This window comes from Terrabacter sp. 01T434, assembly GCF_056398545.1.
Genome location: NZ_JBFTPP010000009.1, coordinates 137,678 through 156,460, shown reverse-complemented (window position 1 = coordinate 156,460; position 18,783 = coordinate 137,678). Strand labels below are relative to the sequence as shown.

15 protein-coding genes are annotated in these 18,783 nt (G+C 72.3%); 8 read left to right on the top strand and 7 right to left on the bottom strand.

The window, feature by feature from the left end; translation table 11 throughout:
* Positions 1-4: 4 nt before the first annotated feature.
* On the bottom strand, positions 5-1,552 hold the full coding sequence (locus tag AC1DIW_RS18320; protein ID WP_478109979.1) for an ATP-dependent DNA ligase: 1,548 nt from the start codon (positions 1,550-1,552) through the stop codon (positions 5-7).
* Between the two features lie 206 nt (positions 1,553-1,758).
* Here AC1DIW_RS18320 and AC1DIW_RS18315 point away from each other — a divergent pair, with 206 nt between their 5' ends.
* The 8 genes from AC1DIW_RS18315 (at position 1,759) to AC1DIW_RS18280 (ending at position 11,205) form a co-directional block, all read left to right on the top strand.
* Positions 1,759-2,769 carry an alpha/beta hydrolase gene (locus AC1DIW_RS18315; protein WP_442277244.1) on the top strand — a complete coding sequence of 337 codons (1,011 nt, stop codon included), beginning with the start codon at positions 1,759-1,761 and terminating at the stop codon, positions 2,767-2,769.
* Positions 2,770-3,013: 244 nt separating this feature from the next.
* Positions 3,014-3,805 (top strand): SDR family oxidoreductase, encoded by a 792-nt coding sequence (locus AC1DIW_RS18310; protein ID WP_478109978.1) that lies wholly within the window; start codon positions 3,014-3,016, stop codon positions 3,803-3,805.
* Positions 3,802-4,584, top strand: a complete 783-nt coding sequence (gene fabG / locus AC1DIW_RS18305) for a 3-oxoacyl-ACP reductase FabG (protein ID WP_442277242.1) — start codon at positions 3,802-3,804, stop codon at positions 4,582-4,584. The genes AC1DIW_RS18310 and fabG overlap by 4 nt, the downstream gene beginning before the upstream one ends.
* A 1-nt stretch (position 4,585) precedes the next feature.
* The gene (locus AC1DIW_RS18300) at positions 4,586-5,620 is read left to right on the top strand and encodes a phosphotransferase family protein (RefSeq protein WP_478109976.1); all 1,035 of its coding nucleotides are present in this window, start codon (positions 4,586-4,588) and stop codon (positions 5,618-5,620) included.
* A 1-nt stretch (position 5,621) separates the two neighbouring features.
* Positions 5,622-6,842, top strand: a complete 1,221-nt coding sequence (locus AC1DIW_RS18295) for an acyl-CoA dehydrogenase family protein (RefSeq protein WP_478109975.1) — start codon at positions 5,622-5,624, stop codon at positions 6,840-6,842.
* A gap of 73 nt (positions 6,843-6,915) precedes the next feature.
* Positions 6,916-8,085, top strand: a complete 1,170-nt coding sequence (locus AC1DIW_RS18290; RefSeq protein ID WP_478109974.1) for an acyl-CoA dehydrogenase family protein — start codon at positions 6,916-6,918, stop codon at positions 8,083-8,085.
* An 87-nt stretch (positions 8,086-8,172) separates the two neighbouring features.
* Positions 8,173-8,586: a nitroreductase family deazaflavin-dependent oxidoreductase gene (locus AC1DIW_RS18285; protein ID WP_478109972.1), complete on the top strand. Its 414-nt coding sequence runs from the start codon at positions 8,173-8,175 to the stop codon at positions 8,584-8,586.
* A gap of 144 nt (positions 8,587-8,730) precedes the next feature.
* On the top strand, positions 8,731-11,205 hold the full coding sequence (locus AC1DIW_RS18280; protein ID WP_478109971.1) for a sensor histidine kinase: 2,475 nt from the start codon (positions 8,731-8,733) through the stop codon (positions 11,203-11,205).
* Positions 11,206-11,254: 49 nt separating this feature from the next.
* Here AC1DIW_RS18280 and AC1DIW_RS18275 read toward each other — a convergent pair whose 3' ends face one another.
* From AC1DIW_RS18275 to AC1DIW_RS18250, 6 genes are all read right to left on the bottom strand, one after another.
* Entirely contained in the window at positions 11,255-11,887 is a 633-nt protein-coding gene (locus AC1DIW_RS18275) for a LutC/YkgG family protein (protein WP_478109970.1), read from the bottom strand.
* Positions 11,884-13,392 carry a lactate utilization protein B gene (locus AC1DIW_RS18270; protein WP_478109968.1) on the bottom strand — a complete coding sequence of 503 codons (1,509 nt, stop codon included), beginning with the start codon at positions 13,390-13,392 and terminating at the stop codon, positions 11,884-11,886. Before AC1DIW_RS18270 ends, AC1DIW_RS18275 begins: the two co-directional genes overlap by 4 nt.
* A gap of 10 nt (positions 13,393-13,402) precedes the next feature.
* Positions 13,403-14,146 carry a (Fe-S)-binding protein gene (locus tag AC1DIW_RS18265; protein ID WP_478109967.1) on the bottom strand — a complete coding sequence of 248 codons (744 nt, stop codon included), beginning with the start codon at positions 14,144-14,146 and terminating at the stop codon, positions 13,403-13,405.
* Positions 14,143-15,183 carry a LacI family DNA-binding transcriptional regulator gene (locus tag AC1DIW_RS18260; protein ID WP_478109966.1) on the bottom strand — a complete coding sequence of 347 codons (1,041 nt, stop codon included), beginning with the start codon at positions 15,181-15,183 and terminating at the stop codon, positions 14,143-14,145. The genes AC1DIW_RS18265 and AC1DIW_RS18260 overlap by 4 nt, the downstream gene beginning before the upstream one ends.
* A gap of 73 nt (positions 15,184-15,256) precedes the next feature.
* On the bottom strand, positions 15,257-16,666 hold the full coding sequence (locus tag AC1DIW_RS18255) for a rhamnulokinase (RefSeq protein WP_478109964.1): 1,410 nt from the start codon (positions 16,664-16,666) through the stop codon (positions 15,257-15,259).
* A 4-nt stretch (positions 16,667-16,670) separates the two neighbouring features.
* Positions 16,671-18,716: a bifunctional aldolase/short-chain dehydrogenase gene (locus tag AC1DIW_RS18250; RefSeq protein ID WP_478109962.1), complete on the bottom strand. Its 2,046-nt coding sequence runs from the start codon at positions 18,714-18,716 to the stop codon at positions 16,671-16,673.
* Positions 18,717-18,783 lie beyond the last annotated feature (67 nt).

The following is an 18,783-nucleotide window of genomic DNA, read 5'->3' as shown; positions in this document are numbered from 1 at the left end:
GCGCTCACCAGCCGGCGAGCTCCCGGACGGTCTGCACGGTGTCGATCTCGGACACGGGCTTGTCGTCGCGGTAGCGCAGCACCCGCGCGAAGCGCAGCGCCATGCCGCCCGGGTAGCGGGACGACTTCTGCACTCCGTCGAACGCGATCTCGACGACCTGCTCGGGCTCCAGGGTCACGACCCAGTCGCCGCGGTCGACGGCGAGCTCCTGGAAGCGCTCGGTCTGCCAGGCGAGCATCTCGTCGGTCATCCCCTTGAACGTCTTCCCGAGCATCACGAGCTCGCCGGTCTCCGCGTCGCGGGCGCCGAGGTGGATGTTGGACAACCAGCCCTTGCGGCGCCCGCTACCCCACTCGACGGCGAGCACCACGAGGTCGAGGGTGTGCCGGGGTTTCACCTTGACCCACCCGGGACCGCGCCGGCCTGCGGCATACGGCAGGGCGGGGTCCTTGACGACGACCCCCTCGTGGCCGGCGGCGACGAGGTCGGTGAAGAACTGCTGGGCCCGCCCGGGGTCGTTGGTGATCTCGCGCGGCACCAGCCACGCGGGCGGCACGGTGCGCGAGAGGTGCTCCCACCGCACGTGGGCCGGCTCGTCGAGGAGATCGGCGCCGTCGAGGTGGAGCACGTCGAAGAAGAACGGCGTCAGCGGCACCTCCTCACGCAGCCGGCCGACGTCGGCGCTGCTCGCCGTGCGCGCGCCCGTGACCTGGAAGGGCTGCGGCCGGCCACCCTCGCCGAGCGCAATGACCTCGCCGTCGAGCACGAGGGTCTCGACGTCGAGGCCCGCGAGCGCCTCGGTGATCTCCGGCATCCGCTCGGTCACCTCGTCGAGCGTGCGGGTGAAGAGGCGCACGCTGCCGGGGGTCGTGCGGTTGTCGACGTGGGCCTGCAGCCGTATGCCGTCCAGCTTGGTCTCGACGACGACCTCACCTCCCAGCGTGGCGAGGGCCGCGGCGACGTCGGGCGCGGAGCCGGCGAGCATGGGGCGCAGGGGCCGGCCGACCTCGAGGGTCAGGGCGTCCAGCGCCTCGGCCCCGCCGGTCAGGGCCGCGCGTGCGACCGGACCTGCGAAGCCGGCCACCATGACGGCCCGGCGCACCGCGGCGTCCGGCACGTCGGCCGCCTTGGCGACGGCCTGGAGCATCACGCCGTCTCCAGCGCCCTGACGCGTCTCGCCCGTGATGAGGCCGCGCAGCCAGGCCTGCTCGTCGCCGGTCGCGCGGGCGAAGAGCGCACGGACCGCGGTGGCACGTGTGGTGCCCGAGCCCGACCCGGTGATGGCGGCGATGCTCGTCGCGGCGCGGTCGACCTCCTCGACGGTCAGGGTCGACTCGGCGGCGGGCTCGGGCAGGCCCTGGAGGCCGCGCCAGCTGACGCCGATGCGCCGCTGGGGCAGCACGCCGGCGAGGTGGGCGGTGACGACCTCGACGACGTCAGGACCGTCCTCGGCCGCCCGTCGCAGGCAGGCTGCCAGCGCCTCGACCTTCGCGGTGCGGGACGAAGTGGCCGCGACGGCCTGCGAGGTGGCGACGACGTCGGAGAGCAGCATGACGTGATCTTGCCCCGCCCCACCGACACGCAACCGTCGAAAGGCCACGTGTGGCCGCCACCCAACCGTCGAAAGGCCACGTGTGGCCGCCACGCGCTCGTCGAAAGGCCACGTGTGGCCGCCACGCGCTCGTCGAAAGGCCACGTGTGGCCGCCACGCGCTCGTCGAGAGGCCACGACGGGTCGGCGCGGGACTAGATTCACCCCATGGGTGACATCCTCGGCCGCGCCCGCGGACTGGTGCGGACGGTCGCACTCAGTGCCGCCACGGCGGCCGGAGCCGTCGCCGTCGTCGCGCGGACGACGCCCTGGCCCTCCGCCCTGGTGATCCGTGCGGTCTTCGACCGTGGAGCCGCGCGGTCCAGCGCCGCGCTGGCCAGGCACGTCCCGGGTGACCTCGTCGAGATCGTCGACGAGGCATACGACATCGCGTCGCCCGACGGGCGCCTCGACGTCTTCCGGCCACGTCGCGACGAGCCGTTGCCGACGGTCGTCTGGGTGCACGGTGGGGCCTTCGTGTCGGGATCCAAGTCCGACGTCTCCAACTATCTCCGCGTGCTGGCCGGCCGCGGCCTCACGACGGTCGGTGTCGACTACTCGATCGCGCCTGGCTCGCGCTACCCCACGCCGGTGAGGCAGGTGGCGGCCGCGCTCGCCCACGTCGTCGACCACGCCGACCGGCTGGGCGTCGACCCGGGGCGCGTGGTCCTCGCCGGGGACTCGGCGGGAGCGCAGATCGCTGCTCAGGTGGCCCTCCTCGTCACCGACCCGGCGTATGCCGCGGAGATCGGCATCGACGCTCCAGTGCCCTCGTCGTCACTGCGTGGTCTCGTGCTCTTCTGCGGTGCCTACGACTTCAGGCTCGCGCGCGGGACGAGCCGCCTCGGGGGTTGGCTCGTCGACACCGCGATCTGGTCCTACCTCGGGTCGAGCCGACGCCATGACGAGCGGACCACGCGGCAGGGCACGGTGCCCCTGCACGTCTCGCCCTCTTTCCCGCCGAGCTTCGTCTCGGCCGGCAACGGAGACCCGCTGCTCCCGCACACGCTCGGGCTCATCGAGGCGCTCGAGCAGCACGACGTCGAGCGCGACGTGCTGCTCTTCGACGACGCCCACGCACCGAGCCTCGGGCACGAGTACCAGTTCGACCTCGACAGCGTCGACGGCCGCGAGGCGCTGGACCGCGCTGTCGCCTTCGTGCACCGCGTCGCCGGCTGAGGCCGCGGGGTGGCCAAACGTGGCCTCTCGACGGTCGGGAAGCGGCCGAACGTGGCCTCTCGACGGTCGCGAGGCGGCCGAACGTGGCCTCTCGACGGGTGGAAGGTGGCCGAACGTGGCCTGTCGACGGTCGCGAGGCGGCCGAACGTGGCCTCTCGACGGGGGAGGAGTGGGTGGGTCACTTGACGGGGGAGGGGTCTTGTCGTCAAGGTAAGCAAGCGCTTAGTCCACAGCGAGGAGCAGCATGCCCGACACCGCCGTCGTCACCGGGGCCGCCCGGGGGATCGGTCGCGCCATCGCGACCCGACTCGCGCGCGAGGGCTGGCAGGTCGTCGTCGCCGACCTCGACGCCGCCGAGCTGCAGTCCGTCGCTGACGAGACGGGCGCCCTCGCCGTCCCCGGCGACACGTCGACCGATGCCGGCGTGGCCCACCTCGTCGACACGGCATACGACCACCTCGGCCACGTCGACGTCTTCTTCGCCAACGCGGGCATCGGCACCCTCAAGGGTCTGGACGCCTCCGACGACGAGTGGACCCGCACGCTCGAGACCAACGTCCTCGCCCACGTGCGCGCTGCCCGGCACCTCGTGCCGCGCTGGCTCGACGCCGGTGGCGGGCGCCTCGTCGTCACCGCGTCGGCGGCCGGGCTGCTGACGATGCTCGGCGACGCGCCCTACTCCGTGAGCAAGCACGGCGCCGTCGCCTTCGCCGAGTGGTTGAGCGCGACCTATCGCCACCGCGGGATCGTCGTGCAGGCGATCTGCCCCCAAGGTGTGCAGACGCGGATGCTCGACGGCTCCGGCCCGCTCAAGGATCTCCTCACCCTCGACGCGACGCTCACGGCCGACGAGGTCGCCGACGCCGCGTGGCAGGCGCTCGCGACCGACGCCTTCTACGTGCTCCCGCACCCTGAGGTGAGCGGCTACCACGAGCAGCGCGCCGCCCACCCCGACGCCTGGCTCGCCGGCATGAACCGGCTCCAGCAGAAGCTCGACCACCAGACCTCCACCACCTCGACCCAGGAGCACGCATGACCGACCAGCCGACCACCACCGACACGACCACCCAGCGCACTGCCATCGTCACCGGCGCCGCGCGTGGCATCGGCGCCGCCGTCGCCAAGCGCCTCGCCTCCGACGGGTATGCCGTCGCCGTCCTCGACCTCGACGAGTCCGCTTGTGCGGCAGTGGTATCCGACATCGAGGCCGCCGGCGGCAAGGGCCTCGCCGTGGGTGTCGACGTGTCCGACGAGGCGGGGGTGCAGGCCGCGGTCGAGCGCGTCGCCACCGAGCTCGGTGCCCCGACGGTCCTCGTCAACAACGCCGGCATCATCCGCGACAACATGCTCTTCAAGATGACTGCCGACGACTGGGACGCCGTCATGAACGTCCACCTGCGCGGCTCGTTCCTCATGACGCGCGCCACGCAGAAGCACATGATCGACGCGAAGTTCGGCCGCATCGTCAACCTCAGCTCGACCTCTGCGCTCGGCAACCGCGGACAGGCCAACTACTCCGCCGCCAAGGCCGGTCTCCAGGGCTTCACGAAGACCCTCGCCATCGAGCTCGGCAAGTTCGGCGTCACGGCCAACGCCATCGCGCCGGGCTTCATCGCGACGGACATGACGCGCCAGACCGCCGAGCGCATGGGCATCACCTTCGAGCAGTTCCTCGAGGGCGCGGCCAAGGAGATCCCGGTCGCCCGCGTCGGCCAGCCCGAGGACATCGCGGCCACGACCTCCTTCCTCGTGCGCGAGGAGGCCGGCTTCGTCTCCGGCCAGGTCATCTACGTCGCCGGCGGACCGAAGGACTAACGTGACCGACGCCGACCGCACCGACCCGCCGGGACTGCCGCTCGACGCGCTCCGGGGCTTCCTCGACCGTGAGGCACCCGGCCTGCTCGACGGGCCGCTGACCGGTCGGGTCGTGGCGGGCGGCAAGTCCAACCTCACCTACGAGGTGGGCGACGGCACGAGCACCGTCATCGTGCGTCGCCCACCTCTGGGGCACGTCCTCGCCACCGCGCACGACATGGTGCGCGAGCACCGCGTCATCACGGCTCTGCGCGACACCGCTGTCCCGGTCCCCGTCACGTATGCCGTGTGCGACGACCCCGACGTCGTCGGCGCCCCGTTCTACGTCATGGAGCGCGTCGCGGGCACGCCCTACCGCTTCGAGGCACAGCTGCGGCCGTTGGGCGCCGAGCGGGTGCGCGCGATCAGCGAGCGGTTGGTCGACACGCTCGTCGCATTGCATGCCGTCGACCCGGCGGAGGTGGGCCTCGCCGACTTCGGACGTCCCGAGGGGTTCCTCGAGCGGCAGGTCCGACGCTGGAAGCAGCAGCTCGACGCCTCGCGCAGCCGCGACCTGCCCGGCATCGACGAGCTGCACGAACGGCTCGCGGGATCCGTTCCGGCGCAGGGTGATCCGACGATCGTCCACGGCGACTTCCGGCTCGACAACCTCCTCGTCACGAGCGACGACGAGGTGTCGGCCGTGCTCGACTGGGAGATGGCGACGATCGGCGACCCCCTCACCGACGTCGCGCTCCTCGAGGCCTACCAGCGGCTCCCGCTCCTCATGGACTCCGTCGCCGTCTCCGACGTCTCGCGGGCGCCCGGCTTCATCACCGGCCCCGAGCTGCGCCAGCGGTATGCCGCGGCCAGCGGCCGGGATCTCGGCCACCTCTCGTTCCACCTCGGGCTCGCCTACTTCAAGCTCGCCGTGATCCTCGAGGGCATCCACTACCGCTACACCCAGGGCCAGACCGTCGGCGGCGGCTTCGCCACCATCGGCGAGGCCACCGTCCCCCTCGTCACGGCCGGCCTCGCCGCCGTCAAGGAGAGCTGACATGGACTTCGGATTCGACGCCCGCACGGAGGAGCTGCGGCAGTCGCTGCTCACCTTCATGGACGAGCGCATCGTCCCCTCACTGCCCGTCTTCGACGAGCAGGTGTCGGCGCTGCCCGACCGGTGGGCGTGGAGCACCGCGCCGGTGCTGCAGGAGCTGCGGCAGGAGGCCCGCGAGCTCGGGCTGTGGAACGTCTTCCTCCCAGGAGAGCACGGCGCCGGCTTGACGAACCTCCAGTACGCCCCGCTCGCCGAGATCACCGGCCGCTCCATCCGCCTCGCCCCGGCCGTCCTCAATTGCGCCGCACCCGACACCGGCAACATGGAGGTGCTCGCGCAGTTCGGCACGCCCGAGCAGCAGGAGAAGTGGCTGAAACCGTTGCTGCGCGGTGAGATCCGCTCGGCGTTCGCGATGACCGAGCCCGACGTGGCCAGCAGCGACGCCACCAACATCGGCACGAGCATCCGGCGTGACGGCGACGACTACGTCATCAACGGGCGCAAGTGGTGGATCACCGGCGCGATGAACCCCGAGTGCGAGGTCCTCATCGTCATGGGCAAGACCGACCCCGACGCCGACCGGCACCGCCAGCAGTCGATGGTCCTCGTGCCACGGGACACCCCGGGTGTCGAGGTCGTCCGCGGCATGGAGGTCTTCGGCTACGACGACCACGACCACGGCGGTCACGCCGAGCTGCGCTTCACCGACGTCCGGGTGCCCGCGAGCAACCTCATCGGCGAGGAGGGCACCGGCTTCGCCATCGCCCAGGCGCGGCTCGGCCCCGGCCGGATCCACCACTGCATGCGCTCCATCGGCCTCGCCGAGGTCGCCATCGAGGCCATGTGCCGCCGGGCGTCCGAGCGGGTCGCCTTCGGCCGCCCGATCGCCGAGCAGGGCGTCGTGCGTGACTGGATCGCCGAGTCCCGCGTGCGCATCGAGCAGCTGCGCCTCCTCGTCCTCAAGACCGCCTGGCTCATGGACACCGTCGGCAACAAGGGCGCGCACACCGAGATCCAGGCCATCAAGATCGCCACGCCGAAGACTGTCGAGTGGATCCTCGACAAGGCCATCCAGACCCACGGCGCCGCCGGGCTCAGCCAGGACACCGAGCTCGCCGCCGCCTTCGCCGGCATCCGCACACTCCGCTTCGCCGACGGTCCCGACGAGGTGCACAAGAACGCCCTCGCCAAGGCCGAGCTGCGCAGGTATGCCGCCCGCTGATCCGGGACGGCGGGCGCGCGCCCGCTGAGCGACCCGGCATACGACCCCCGACCGCACGACGAAGGGACCGACGATGGACTTCGACCTCAGCGCCGAGGAGCGCGAGATCCGCGACTGGGTGCGCACCTTCGTGCGCAAGGAGATCGTGCCGCTCGAGCCGCAGGTGCTCGAGCGGGAGCGGCGGGGCGAGCGCGGCCTGACAGCCGAGGAGCTGAAAGCCCTTCAGGACAAAGCCCGCTCGTCCGGCTTCTTCGGCATCCAGACACCCGAGAGCCACGGTGGGATGGGCCAGGGTGCCGTCGTCGCCGCGCTCATCGAGATCGAGCTGGGTCGGTCGTTCGTGCCGTTCCGCTTCGCCGGCGAGGCCGACAACATCCTCTTCTCGGCCACCGAGGAGCAGCAGGACACCTACCTCCGCCCGACGATCGAGGGCACCCGGAGGTCGTGCTTCGCGATCACCGAGCCCGGGGCCGGGTCCGACGCCCGCGCCATCCGCACGAGTGCCCGACGCGAGGGCGACGAGTGGGTCATCAACGGCGAGAAGACCTTCATCACCGGCGGCAACGAGGCCGACTTCGTCATGGTCTTCGCGGTGACCGACAGGGAGTTGGGCGCCGACGGCGGCGTCACGTGCTTCCTCGTCGACCGCGACCGGGGCTGGACGAGCACCCCGATCGACACGATGGGCGAGTGGGGTCCGGCCGCCCTCGTCTTCGAGGACGTCCGTGTGCCGCACTCGGCGATCCTCGGCGAGGAGGGCAAGGGCTTCGAGCTCGCGATGCGCTGGATCGGCAAGGGCCGCTACATGCTGCAGGCCCGCGCCCTCGGCTCGTGCGAGCGGCTCGTCGAGATGGGCATGGAGTGGGCCCGCAACCGCGTCACCTTCGGCCAGCCCATCGCCGAGCGGCAGGCGATCCAGTGGATGGTGGCCGACTCCGCCGTCGAGATCGAGGCGCTGCGGTGGCTCGTGCTCAGCGCCGCCTGGCAGGTCGACCGCGGCCTCGACTCGCGCCAGTCGCAGTCGATGGCCAAGCTCTACGGCGGCGTCAAGGCCAACGAGATCGTCGACCGCGTGCTGCAGATGCACGGCGGCATGGGTTACACGCGAGAGCTGCCCGTCGAGCGGTGGTACCGCGAGCTGCGCCTCCTGCGGATCTACGAAGGCACCGACGAGATCCAGCGCCGCACCATCGCCCGCAACCTGCTCAAGGGGCACGCGTCGGTGCGCGGGCACCTGGGCTGAGTGGACGAGGCCCGGCCCGGACGGCATACGTCGTCGGGGGGCCACGTATCGGCCCCCGCGCCGGGCCCGCGCGAGGATAGTGGAGGGATGGCAGGCCCTCCCGCAGGCGCGAAGCAGTTCAACAAGGTCGCCGTCCGGCTGGCCGGTCACCGGATGCTGCCGGTGTGGGCCGTGCTGCGCCACACCGGACGCTCGAGCGGCAAGTCGTACGCGACGCCGATCGCCGTGCTGCCGACCGAGACGACGTTCGTCATCGGCCTGCCTTGGGGTCGCACCACCGACTGGGTGCGCAACGTGCGCGCCGCAGGCGGCTGCATCATCCGGTGGAAGGGGCACGACTTCACGTGCACCGACCCGACCTTCGTCGACCAGTCCGTCGCGCTCGCGGCCGCGAGCGGCATCGCCCGCCGCGTCATCCAGCGGCGCGAGATGCCGGGTGGCTACCTCCAGCTCACGCGTACGCCGGCCCCGGAGCACTCGGCGATGCAGTCCGGGTGGTGACCCCGGCCGGTCGCGACACAAGTCCCGAATAGTTCTTTTTGCCCGATCCTCTCGGCAACTGCGACATCATGGGGCCATGAGGAGGTCCGCGCAGCCGGCTGCCCCGGACGCCACGCGTCGACCGACCCGCGACGGCGGGGGCGAGTGAGCCGCGCGGAGTGGCTTCGGCCCCGCTGGTGGACCCTGGCGGCGCTCACGCTCGTGGGGGTCTTCGTGCTCGGGGCCACCTCGGTGCGGTTCGCCCTGCCCGGCTCGACCGTCGCGCCCTGGTGGCCGGCAGCAGGCCTGGCCGTCTGCTTCCTGCTCGCGACGGACCCGGGCCCGCGGCGATCCTCCCTCTTCGTCCTCGGGGTCCTCGTCTCGAGCGCCGCGGCCAACGTCTACGGGGGTCGCCCGCCCCTCGTCAGCCTGCTCTACGGCGTCGCGAACGCGACGGAGGTCGCCGTGGTGCACGGTCTGCTCACCCACCGTGGTCGTCGCCCGCGGCTGGCCTCGATGGAAGACCTGTGGCGGCTGATCGCGGCGACCATCGCCGGCGCGGCGGTCATCGGGCTTCTCGCCGGGCTGACCGCGCACTACGCCCTCGGTGGGAACTTCCTCGACTCGGTGTCGGCGGCGGCGTCCTCGCACGGCGCCGCCGTCCTCGTCATGGCGCCGCTCGGCATCGCGGCCCGCGTCCGGCGCACACGCCGCCCCGACGTCGAGGACGTCGTGCAGTGGATCGTCGTCATCGGAGTGACGTTCTGGGTGTTCCACCGGGGGCAGTCCCTGCCGCTCGCCTTCCTGCCGATCCCGGGACTCGTCTGGGGTGCGCTGCGGCTCGGCCTGCGCACCGTCGCCGTCCAGCTCATCGTCGTCGGCATGCTGACCGTGCGGCTGACGATCCTCGGAGGTGGGCCGTTCGCCGCCGCCGCCCGCCGCAGCGGCATCCGTCCGGAGACCGTGGGCACGCTGACACAGGCCTTCCTCGTCACCGCGGCCCTGACCGCCCTGTCGCTGGCTGTCGCCGCGACCCAGCGGCGGTCGGCGCTCGCCGGGCTGCGGGCCGAGGGCGAGCTGACCGCAGGTGTCCTCGACACCGCAGCCAGCGCCATCATCGTCGTCGACCGGCGCGGCGTCATCGAGCGGCTCAACGCGACGGCCGCCCGGCTGCTGGGCGGCGCCGAGGCCGAGCTCGTGGGGCGGCCGGCGGCCGACGTCTTCCCGGTCGCGGACCGCACGGCCCTGGCTGTCCGCATGGCGGCGATCGCCGACGGCGGCGTGCCGCTCGCCGAGGAGCACGACTGGGACGTGCCCGGCCTCGGGGTGCGGCACCTCGTGTGGACCAACGCATACCTCACCGATGACGACGGCCGACGGACCCATCTCGTCAAGACCGGCGTCGACGTGACCGACGAGCGCGCCGCCCGCTCCTTCGTCGAGGCGGTCCTCGAGGCTGCCACGGCGACGGTCATCGTCGGCACCGACCTCGACGGCGTCATCACGCTCTTCAACCGCGGTGCCGAGAACGTCCTCGGCTACCAGGCGAGCGAGCTGGTGGGTCGTCGGGACTGGTCGGTGCTGCACGATGCCCAGCAGATCGCAGCCGTGGCGAAGGATCTGGGGATCGAGCCCGGCTTCGAGGTGCTCGTGCACCGCGTACGCGGGGGCGCTAGCACCGAGACGCGCGACTGGACCTACCTGCGCAAGGACGGGACTCCTCGCACCGTGTCGCTCACGGTCAGCGGCATCCGCGACGCGGGCGGCCACCTCACCGGCTACCTCGGGGTCGCCGAGGACGTGACGCGTCGGCGCCAGGCCGAGGTCGCGCTCCAGGTCGCACTCGACCGCGAGCGGCAGGCGGTCGAGGAGCTGACCGCGCTCGACCGGACCAAGTCGGACTTCGTCTCCTCGGTGAGCCACGAGCTGCGCACCCCGCTCGCGAGCGTCCTCGGCTACGCCGAGATGCTCGAGGACGGCGCGGCGGGGGCCCTCACCGACCGCCAGCGCGAGCTCATCGCGCGCGTCGACCGCAACGGGCGGCGTCTGCTGTCGCTCATCGAGGACCTCCTGCTCAACTCGCGCATCGAGGCCGGGCGTCTGGAGCTGCACCCGCGCCGGTTCGACCTGGCCGAGGTCATCGACGAGGCGTGGCACTCGGTCGCGTCGGTGACGAGCCAGCGCCAGCTCGTGCGCGACCTCGACGTCGCCCCCCGGCCGCTCTGGATCGACGGCGACCCGGTGGCGCTCGAGCGGGCCGTGACGAACCTGCTGACGAACGCCGTGAAGTTCACGCCCGACGGCGGACGCATCGGCCTCATGGCGCGCGTCGACGCCGAGGACGGCGGGGCGGTGCGTCTCACCGTCTCCGACTCGGGCATCGGCATCCCCACTGCCGACCTCGACCGGGTCTTCGCACGCTTCTACCGCACGAGCACCGCGAACGAGCGCGCGATCCAGGGCTCCGGCCTCGGCCTCTCGATCGTGCGAGCCATCGTTGAGGGACACGGCGGTCGCGTCGAGGTCGAGTCGGCCCCGGAGCAGGGCGCCACCTTCACCGTGCGACTGCCCGCATCGGGTTCTGACGTGCGGAACCCGGAGAGCGCGACGGGTTCAGGGGAGGTGTCCGCCCTCCGCTGACGAGTGGCCAGGGCAGCCGCCGTGGCTGGGCCTCGCCCCCGCGTCGGACTCAGCCCGCGACGACGACGACGAGGGTCCGTGGTCCGTGGACGCCCTCGACCCGGGTCAGCTCGATGTCGCTCGTGGCCGACGGTCCACTGACGAAGGTCAGGGGACGAATGGGGTCGAGGCGCGCGAGCCCCTCGGGCACCGTCTGCACGACGCTCGGGAGGGTGACGACGCAGATGTGCACGTCGGGGACGAGCGTGATCATCCGTCGACCGCACAGCGGAGATCCGTCGAGGATGATCGTGCCGGTCTCGGAGACGGCAGCGACGGACCCGGTCACGACCGCGTCGACGAGGTCCAGGTCGCGCGCGGTGGCGCTGCCGTCGTCGCGGCGGCATCCAGGTTCGGCTGACGTCCACGCGTCGGGGACGCCTGGCGCGGCGATCGAGGAGGTGGCGTCGACGGCCGCGAGGGCGGTTGCGATCGCGGCGCCGACGGACTCGTCGTCCGCCGCGGAGCGGATGACGGTGGCGCGGTAGTCCTCGAGCCGGTCCACGAGCTGCTCGACGACGCGAGCCGACCCGGGCGGGTGCTCGCCCGTCCGTCGGTAGGAGCGGGGGACGGCTGGAGCAGCACCGGGTGTGTCGCCGAGCGCCCCTCGGATCCGCGCCAGCACCTCGTCGCGGGCGCTCACGAGCGCTCCCCACGGGTGCGCGTCCACCAGTCGCGGAACGTCTCGGCGGCCGGGCTCGGGGCGTCGCGGGAGGCGGTCCACCCGTTGAGGGGTGGCGGCAGCGGCAGGAGGGGTCGACCACGCCGTATGCCGTGTCGCGCGGTCGTCGCTGCGCGCCCGGCCCGCGCGAAGCGGGTCGCGTCGCGCATCACCCACGCGGCGGCGGCCATCGCGGCGGCCTCGGGCGAGGGCAGGCGGTGGGCCTCGGCACGAGCCTCCGTGTGCTCGGCACGCAGTTCGACGAGCAGGTCCGGGATGTTGATCTTCACGGGGCACACGTCGTAGCACGCGCCGCACAGGCTCGAGGCGTAGGGCAGCGAATCGTTGGGGTCGTCGCCGCCGGTGACGCCGGTCAGGAAGGGCGTCAGCACCGCGCCGATGGGCCCGGGGTAGACCGAGCCGTAGGCGTGTCCGCCCGTCCGCTCGTAGACGGGGCACACGTTGAGGCAGGCGGAGCAGCGGATGCAGTGCAGGGCCGTGCGTCCGAGGTCGTCGGCCAGAGCACGGGTGCGGCCGTTGTCGAGCAGCACGAGGTGGACGTCCTGCGGCCCGTCGCCGGGCGTGACGCCGGTCCACGTCGACGTGTAGGGGTTCATCCGTTCGCCCGTCGAGGACCGCGGGAGCAGCTGGAGGAAGACCTCGAGGTCGCGCCAGGTGGGCACCACCTTCTCGATGCCCATGACCGTGATGAGCGTGTCGGGCAGGGTCAGGCACATCCGCCCGTTGCCCTCGGACTCGACGACCGCGAGCGTCCCGGTCTCGGCGACCCCGAAGTTGGCGCCGGAGACGGCCACCCGGGCGCGGAGGAACACCTCACGAAGGTGGGTGCGCGCCGCGGCCGCGAGGACGCTCGGCTCGTCGGTGAGGGTCTCGAGGTCGACGTCGGCCATCTCGGCGGCGAAGATGTCGCGGATCTCCGCGCGGCCCCGGTGGATGGCGGGGACGAGGATGTGCGACGGCTTGTCGTGCCCGAGCTGGACGATGAGCTCGGCGAGGTCGGTCTCGTGCGCCGTGATGCCAGCTGCCTCGAGAGCCTCGTTGAGGCCGATCTCCTGGGTGGCCATCGACTTGACCTTGACGACCTCGTCGGCGCCGGTCGCCCGCACGAGGTCGAGCACGATCCGGTTGGCCTCGGCGGCGTCACGGGCCCAGTGCACCGTGCCGCCCCGTGCGGTCACGTTGCGCTCGAGCTCCTCGAGCAGCTCGGGGAGGCGGGCCATCGTGTCGGCCTTGATGGCCGACCCCGCATCACGCAGCGCCTCCCAGTCGGGCACCTCGCCGACGACGGCGGCCCGCTTCGATCGGATCGTGGCGGTGGCGTGGGCGAGGTTGCGCCGCAGGCGGGTGTCGGCCAGCGCGTCGCGGGCAGCGGCGGGGAAGGGGCGCTCGCCGGTCAGCTGCCCGACAGCGGTGTCGGCGGGCGGCCCGGGGACACGGCCACGCGGCATACCCAGGAAGGTGCTCATCGTGCTGTCCTCACGTCGTGCTCGCGAGGATCTCGGCGAGGTGGACGGGGCGCACCCCGGTGCGTAGCCGGGAGAGGCCGCCGCCGATGTGCATGAGGCACGACGCATCGCCGGCGGTGACGACCTCGGCGCGCGTCGTGAGGACCGCAGACATCTTGTCGGCGAGCATCGCCGTCGACGTGTCGGCGTTCTTGACGGCGAACGTGCCGCCGAAGCCGCAGCACGAGTCCGCAGCGGGCAGCTCGACGAGGTCGATGCCGCGGACCGCCCGGAGGAGCCGGATCGGCCGGTCGCCGACCCCGAGCAGTCGCAGCGAGTGGCAGGTGGGGTGGTAGGTGACGCGGTGCGGGTAGGCGGCGCCCACGTCGGTGACCCCGAGCACGTCGACGAGCAGCTCGGAGAGCTCGTAGGTGCGGGCGGCGACAGCCTCGGCACGGACCGCGAGGGCCTCGTCGCCGGCCCGTCGCGCCACGGCCGCGTGCTGGTGGCGGACCGAACCGACGCACGAGCCCGACGGCGCGACGATCGCGTCGCAGCCCTCGGCGAGCGCCTGCTCGAAGACGTCGACGTGGTGCCGCACGAGTCCCGCCGCGTCGTGCTGGTAGCCGGTGTTCGTGTGCATCTGCCCGCAGCACGTCTGCGCCTCCGGGAAGACGACCTCGTGGCCGAGCCGCTCGAGGAGGGTCACTGTGGCCCGGCCCACGTCGGGGAACAGGACGTCGCCGAGGCAGGTGACGAAGAGGGCGATCCTCATGCCGGTCTCCTCGCCGTCGAGCCCGTCGCCGTGGACGCGCGGGCGACGAGCTCGGGCGGGAAGACGACGTGCTGGTGCTCGTGCTTGGTGCTGGGGTCGGCCTCGTCGGCGAGCAGCCGGGCGGCGGTCTGGCCGAGCAGGTGCCGCGGCTGTGAGACCGACGTGAGGGGCACGGCCGCGGCCGCGGCGAACTCGATGTCGTCGTAGCCGACGATCGCGACGTCGTGGGGGACGCTGACACCGTGCTGGGTGAGGTGCTGCAGCAGCCCGAGCGCGAGCAGGTCGTTGGCGCAGAAGATGCCGGTCGGGCGTGTGCGGCGTGGCAGGCCGAGCAGGCGCTCCCCGGCCCGACGACCCTCGGCGATCGTCAGCGCCGTCGTGCGGATCCAGGTGAGAGCATCCTCGGGCAGATCTGCCGCAACCGTCGCCCGGACAGCGCCGACATGACGGTCCCGGACCTGGGGGATGTCGGCGGGGCCGCCCACGAAGGCCAGGCGGGTGTGGCCGGCCTCGACGAGATGGCTGATGGCGAGCCCGCCACCGGCGACGTCGTCGACACCGACCGTGCACCACTCGTCGCTGTCGTCCGGAGCCCGGTCGACGAGGACGACGGGCACGCCGGCCTCGCGGAGCCGCTGAAGCCGGGGGTTGGCGTAGTCCATCGCCGTGATGAGGACGCCGCGGGCACGCAGTTCCGTGAGCTGCTCGAGGTACTGGTCCTCGCGGTCCACGTCCTGGTCGCTGTTGCAGATGAAGAGGGCGAGGCCCTCGGCCTTGGCCACCTCCTCGATGCCGCGGGCGACGTCGGTGAAGAAGGGGTTCGTCGCGTCGAGCACGAGGTAGGCGATGGTGCGCGAGCGCCCGGCAGCCAGTTGCCTCGCCGACGCGTTGGGCACGAAGCCGAGCTCGGCGATCGCTGCCTCGACCCTGGCCCGCGTCGCGGCCCGGACCGCTGCGGGGCGGTTGAGCACGTTGGAGACGGTCCCGAGCGAGACGCCGGCACGCGCCGCGACGTCCTTGATGCTCACCGTGGCCATGGGCCCTCCTCTCGCCGCAGAAACGTATCGCGTCCGGCTCGGTCGGCGACATCGCCTCCCATCTCGTGGTGTCTCATGACGGTCGGTGCACGCGCAAGGCCTGGGTGGCGGCCAGGTCGGCCCGGATCTGCTCGAGCGTGGCCGGGGCCGCCCCGACGGCGCGGGCCTGCACCAGCACGTTGCCCAGGGCCGTCGCCTCCACCGGACCGGCTACGACGGGCAGCCCCGTCAGGTCGGCGGTCACCTGGCAGAGGAGGTGGTTGCGGGAACCCCCACCGACGACGTGGACCACGTCGACACCGGTTCCGGCGAGCGCGCTGGCCGCTCGCACCGTCGAGGCGTATGCCGTCGCGAGCGAGTCGAGGATGCAACGCACGGTGTGGGCGGGGTCGGGGAGGGCGCCCCCGGCGGCCGCGGCGATCCGCTCGGGCATGTGGCCCGGGGGAATGAATGCGTCGTCGTCGACGTCGACGACTGGTCCTCCCGGGGGCAGCTGCTCGGCTGCGACGAGGAGCGCGTCGAGATCGGGCGCCAGCCCAGCCGCCTCCCACTCGCGCACGGACTCCTGGAGCAGCCACAGGCCGCCGACGTTGCGCAGGAAGCGGGTCCGGCCGTCGACGCCGCCCTCGTTGGTGAAGTTGGCCGCGCGGCTCGCCGGCGTGATGACGGGCGACCGGAGCTCGAGCCCGGCGAGGGACCACGTGCCGCTCGAGACGTAGGCGAACCGGGAGGTCGTCGCCGGCACGCCGACGACGGCCGACGCGGTGTCGTGGGAGCCGACCGCGGTGACGAGGGTGCCCGGGCGGAGCCCGGTCTGCTCGACTGCTCCAGGCGTCAGCGGCCCGATGACCTCGCCGGGCGCGACGAGCGGAGGCAGCAGCCCAGGCGGGATGTCGAGGCGGTCGAGCAGGTCCTTGGCCCAAGCGACCGTGTTGGCGTCGAGCAGGCCGGTCGTCGAGGCGTTGGTCGTCTCGGTGCGCAATACGCCGGTGAGCCGGTGCGCGAGCACGTCGGGGAGCAGGACGATGTGGGCTGCCATGTCCCACAGGCCTGCCGACCTCTCGGCCTCGAGCTGGTACATGGTCGTGAACGGCAGGAACTGGAGCCCGTTGACGGCATACAGCTCCTCCCGGCTGACGCGCCGGTGCACGCGCTCGACGGCCGGCCCGGTGCGTCCGTCACGGTACGAGACGGGCTCGGCGAGGAGTCGACCGTCGGCATCGAGGAGGGCGTAGTCGACCGCCCACGTGTCGATGCCGACGGACTCCGTCTCCGGGAAGTCTCGGGCGAGCAGCCGCAGGCCGGCGAGGACCTCGTTCCACAGCCGGGTGAGGTCCCAGCGGAGGTGGCCGTCGCGCTGCACCGGTCCGTTGCGGAACCGGTGCAGCGTGTGCAGGGTGGTGCTCGCGCCGTCGACGACGCCGGCCATGACCCGGCCACCGGACGCGCCGATGTCGACGGCGCCGAACACCCGTGCGGTCATGGTGTCAGCGCAGGAACGCGGCAGCGACGCCGGCGTCGACGGGGACGTGCAGGCCGGTGGTGTGGCTCAGCTCGTCGGACGTGAGAACCGCGGCGGCGTTGGCGACGTGCTCGGGCAGCACCTCGCGGCCGAGCAGGGTCCGCTTGGCGTAGTAGGCGCCGAGCTCCTCCTCGGGGACGCCGTAGACGGCGGCGCGCTTGGCCCCCCAGCCCGCCGCGAAGATGCCGCTGCCGCGCACGACGCCGTCCGGGTTGATCCCGTTGACCCGGATGCCGTGCTCGCCGAGCTCGGCCGCGAGCAGCCTGACCTGGTGGGCCTGGTCGGCCTTGACGGCGCTGTAGGCGATGTTGTTCGGGCCGGCGAAGACGGAGTTCTTCGACGAGATGTAGAGGATGTCGCCGCCGAGCCGCTGGGCGATCATCGCCCGCGCCGCGGCCTGGGCCATGAGGAAGCTGCCCTTGGCCATGACGTCGTGCTGGAGGTCCCAGTCGGCCTCGGTCGTGTCGAGCAGCGGCTTGCTGATGGAGAGGCCGGCGTTGTTGACGAGCAGGTCGATCCCGCCGAAGGCGAGCAGGGTGGCGTCGATGGCGGCCCGCACCTGCGCGGCGTCCGTGACGTCCGCCTGCACCCCGACCGCGACGTCGGCGCCCTTGGCGCCGGCGATCTCGGTCGCGGCGGCCTGCGCCTTGTCGAGGTCGAGGTCGGCGATGACGACGCACGCCCCCTCGGCAGCGAGCCGGGTCGCGATGGCCTTGCCGATGCCGCTCGCGGCGCCGGTGACGAGGGCGATGCGGCCGGCGTGGCTGCGCGGCTTGGGCATCCGCTGCAGCTTGGCCTCCTCGAGGGCCCAGTACTCGATGCGGAACTTCTCGGACTCGTCGATGGGCGCGTACGTCGAGACCGACTCGGCGCCGCGCATCACGTTGATGGCGTTGACGTAGAACTCGCCGGCGACGCGCGCGGTCTGCTTGTCCTTGCCGAAGGAGAACATCCCGACGCCGGGCACGAGGACGATCGCCGGGTCGGCGCCGCGCATCGCGGGGGAGTCGGGGCGTGCGTGGCGCTCGTAGTAGGCCGCGTAGTCCTCGCGGTATGCCGTGTGCAGGTCTGCGAGGCGCTCGACGACCTCCTCGACCGTGGCAGTTGAGGGCAGGTCGATGACGAGAGGCTTGACCTTGGTCCGCAGGAAGTGGTCGGGGCACGAGGTGCCGAGCCCGGCGAGGTGGGCGAGCTTGTCGTGGCTGAGGAACTCGAGCACGACGTCGGCATCGGTGAAGTGACCCACCATCGTGCGGTCGTGGGAGGCGACGGCCCTGATGTGAGGGGCGAGGGCCGCAGCCTTGGCGCGGCGCTCGGTGGGCGGCAGGGCGGCATACCCGGGGACTGCCCCGCCGAACGGCTCAGGGTCGCCGTGCTCGTCGAGGTGGGCTTGGGCCCTCTCGATGATCCACCGCGAGTTCGCCTCCGCCTCCTCGCTCGTGTCGCCCCAGGCCGTGATGCCGTGGCCGCCGAGCACCGTTCCGACGGCCTGCGGGTTCGCCGCCTGGATGGCGGCGATGTCGAGGCCGAGCTGGAAGCCCGGGCGGCGCCACGGCACCCAGACGACGCGGTCACCGAAGATCTCCTTGGTCAGCTGCTCGCCGTCCTTGGCCGTGGCGATGGCGATGCCGCTGTCGGGGTGCAGGTGGTCGACGTGGGCTGCGTCGACGAGGCCGTGCATCGCGGTGTCGATCGAGGGAGCCGCACCGCCCTTGCCGTGCAGGCAGTAGTCGAAGGCCGCGACCATCTCGTCCTCGCGGTCGATGCCGGGATAGACGTCCACGAGGCTGCGCATCCGGTCGAGACGCAGGACCGCGAGACCGGATTCGGTGAGGGTGCCGAGGTCGCCGCCCGAACCCTTGACCCACAGCAGGTTGACCTTCTCGCCCGTGACCGGGTCGGTCTCGGCGCCCTTGGCGGACGTGTTGCCACCGGCGTAGTTCGTGTTCCGGGGGTCGGCCCCGAGGCGGTTCGATCGGGCAAGCAGGTCGGCAACGGCAGCGTTGGTCATGGTGGTCTTCCTGGGTTCAGAGGTTTCTGGGGTTCATGGGGTGGCGGTGCTGGGGTGGCCGGTGCTG

Bases quoted from the DNA above. Each gene is read 5' to 3' on its own strand.
- AC1DIW_RS18320 (WP_478109979.1), bottom strand. From the start codon at position 1,552: ATGCTGCTCTCCGACGTCGTCGCCACCTCGCAGGCCGTCGCGGCCACT.
- AC1DIW_RS18315 (WP_442277244.1), top strand. From the start codon at position 1,759: ATGGGTGACATCCTCGGCCGCGCCCGCGGACTGGTGCGGACGGTCGCA.
- AC1DIW_RS18310 (WP_478109978.1), top strand. From the start codon at position 3,014: ATGCCCGACACCGCCGTCGTCACCGGGGCCGCCCGGGGGATCGGTCGC.
- fabG (WP_442277242.1), top strand. From the start codon at position 3,802: ATGACCGACCAGCCGACCACCACCGACACGACCACCCAGCGCACTGCC.
- AC1DIW_RS18295 (WP_478109975.1), top strand. From the start codon at position 5,622: ATGGACTTCGGATTCGACGCCCGCACGGAGGAGCTGCGGCAGTCGCTG.
- AC1DIW_RS18290 (WP_478109974.1), top strand. From the start codon at position 6,916: ATGGACTTCGACCTCAGCGCCGAGGAGCGCGAGATCCGCGACTGGGTG.
- AC1DIW_RS18285 (WP_478109972.1), top strand. From the start codon at position 8,173: ATGGCAGGCCCTCCCGCAGGCGCGAAGCAGTTCAACAAGGTCGCCGTC.
- AC1DIW_RS18270 (WP_478109968.1), bottom strand. From the start codon at position 13,392: ATGAGCACCTTCCTGGGTATGCCGCGTGGCCGTGTCCCCGGGCCGCCC.
- AC1DIW_RS18265 (WP_478109967.1), bottom strand. From the start codon at position 14,146: ATGAGGATCGCCCTCTTCGTCACCTGCCTCGGCGACGTCCTGTTCCCC.
- AC1DIW_RS18260 (WP_478109966.1), bottom strand. From the start codon at position 15,183: ATGGCCACGGTGAGCATCAAGGACGTCGCGGCGCGTGCCGGCGTCTCG.
- AC1DIW_RS18255 (WP_478109964.1), bottom strand. From the start codon at position 16,666: ATGACCGCACGGGTGTTCGGCGCCGTCGACATCGGCGCGTCCGGTGGC.
- AC1DIW_RS18250 (WP_478109962.1), bottom strand. From the start codon at position 18,716: ATGACCAACGCTGCCGTTGCCGACCTGCTTGCCCGATCGAACCGCCTC.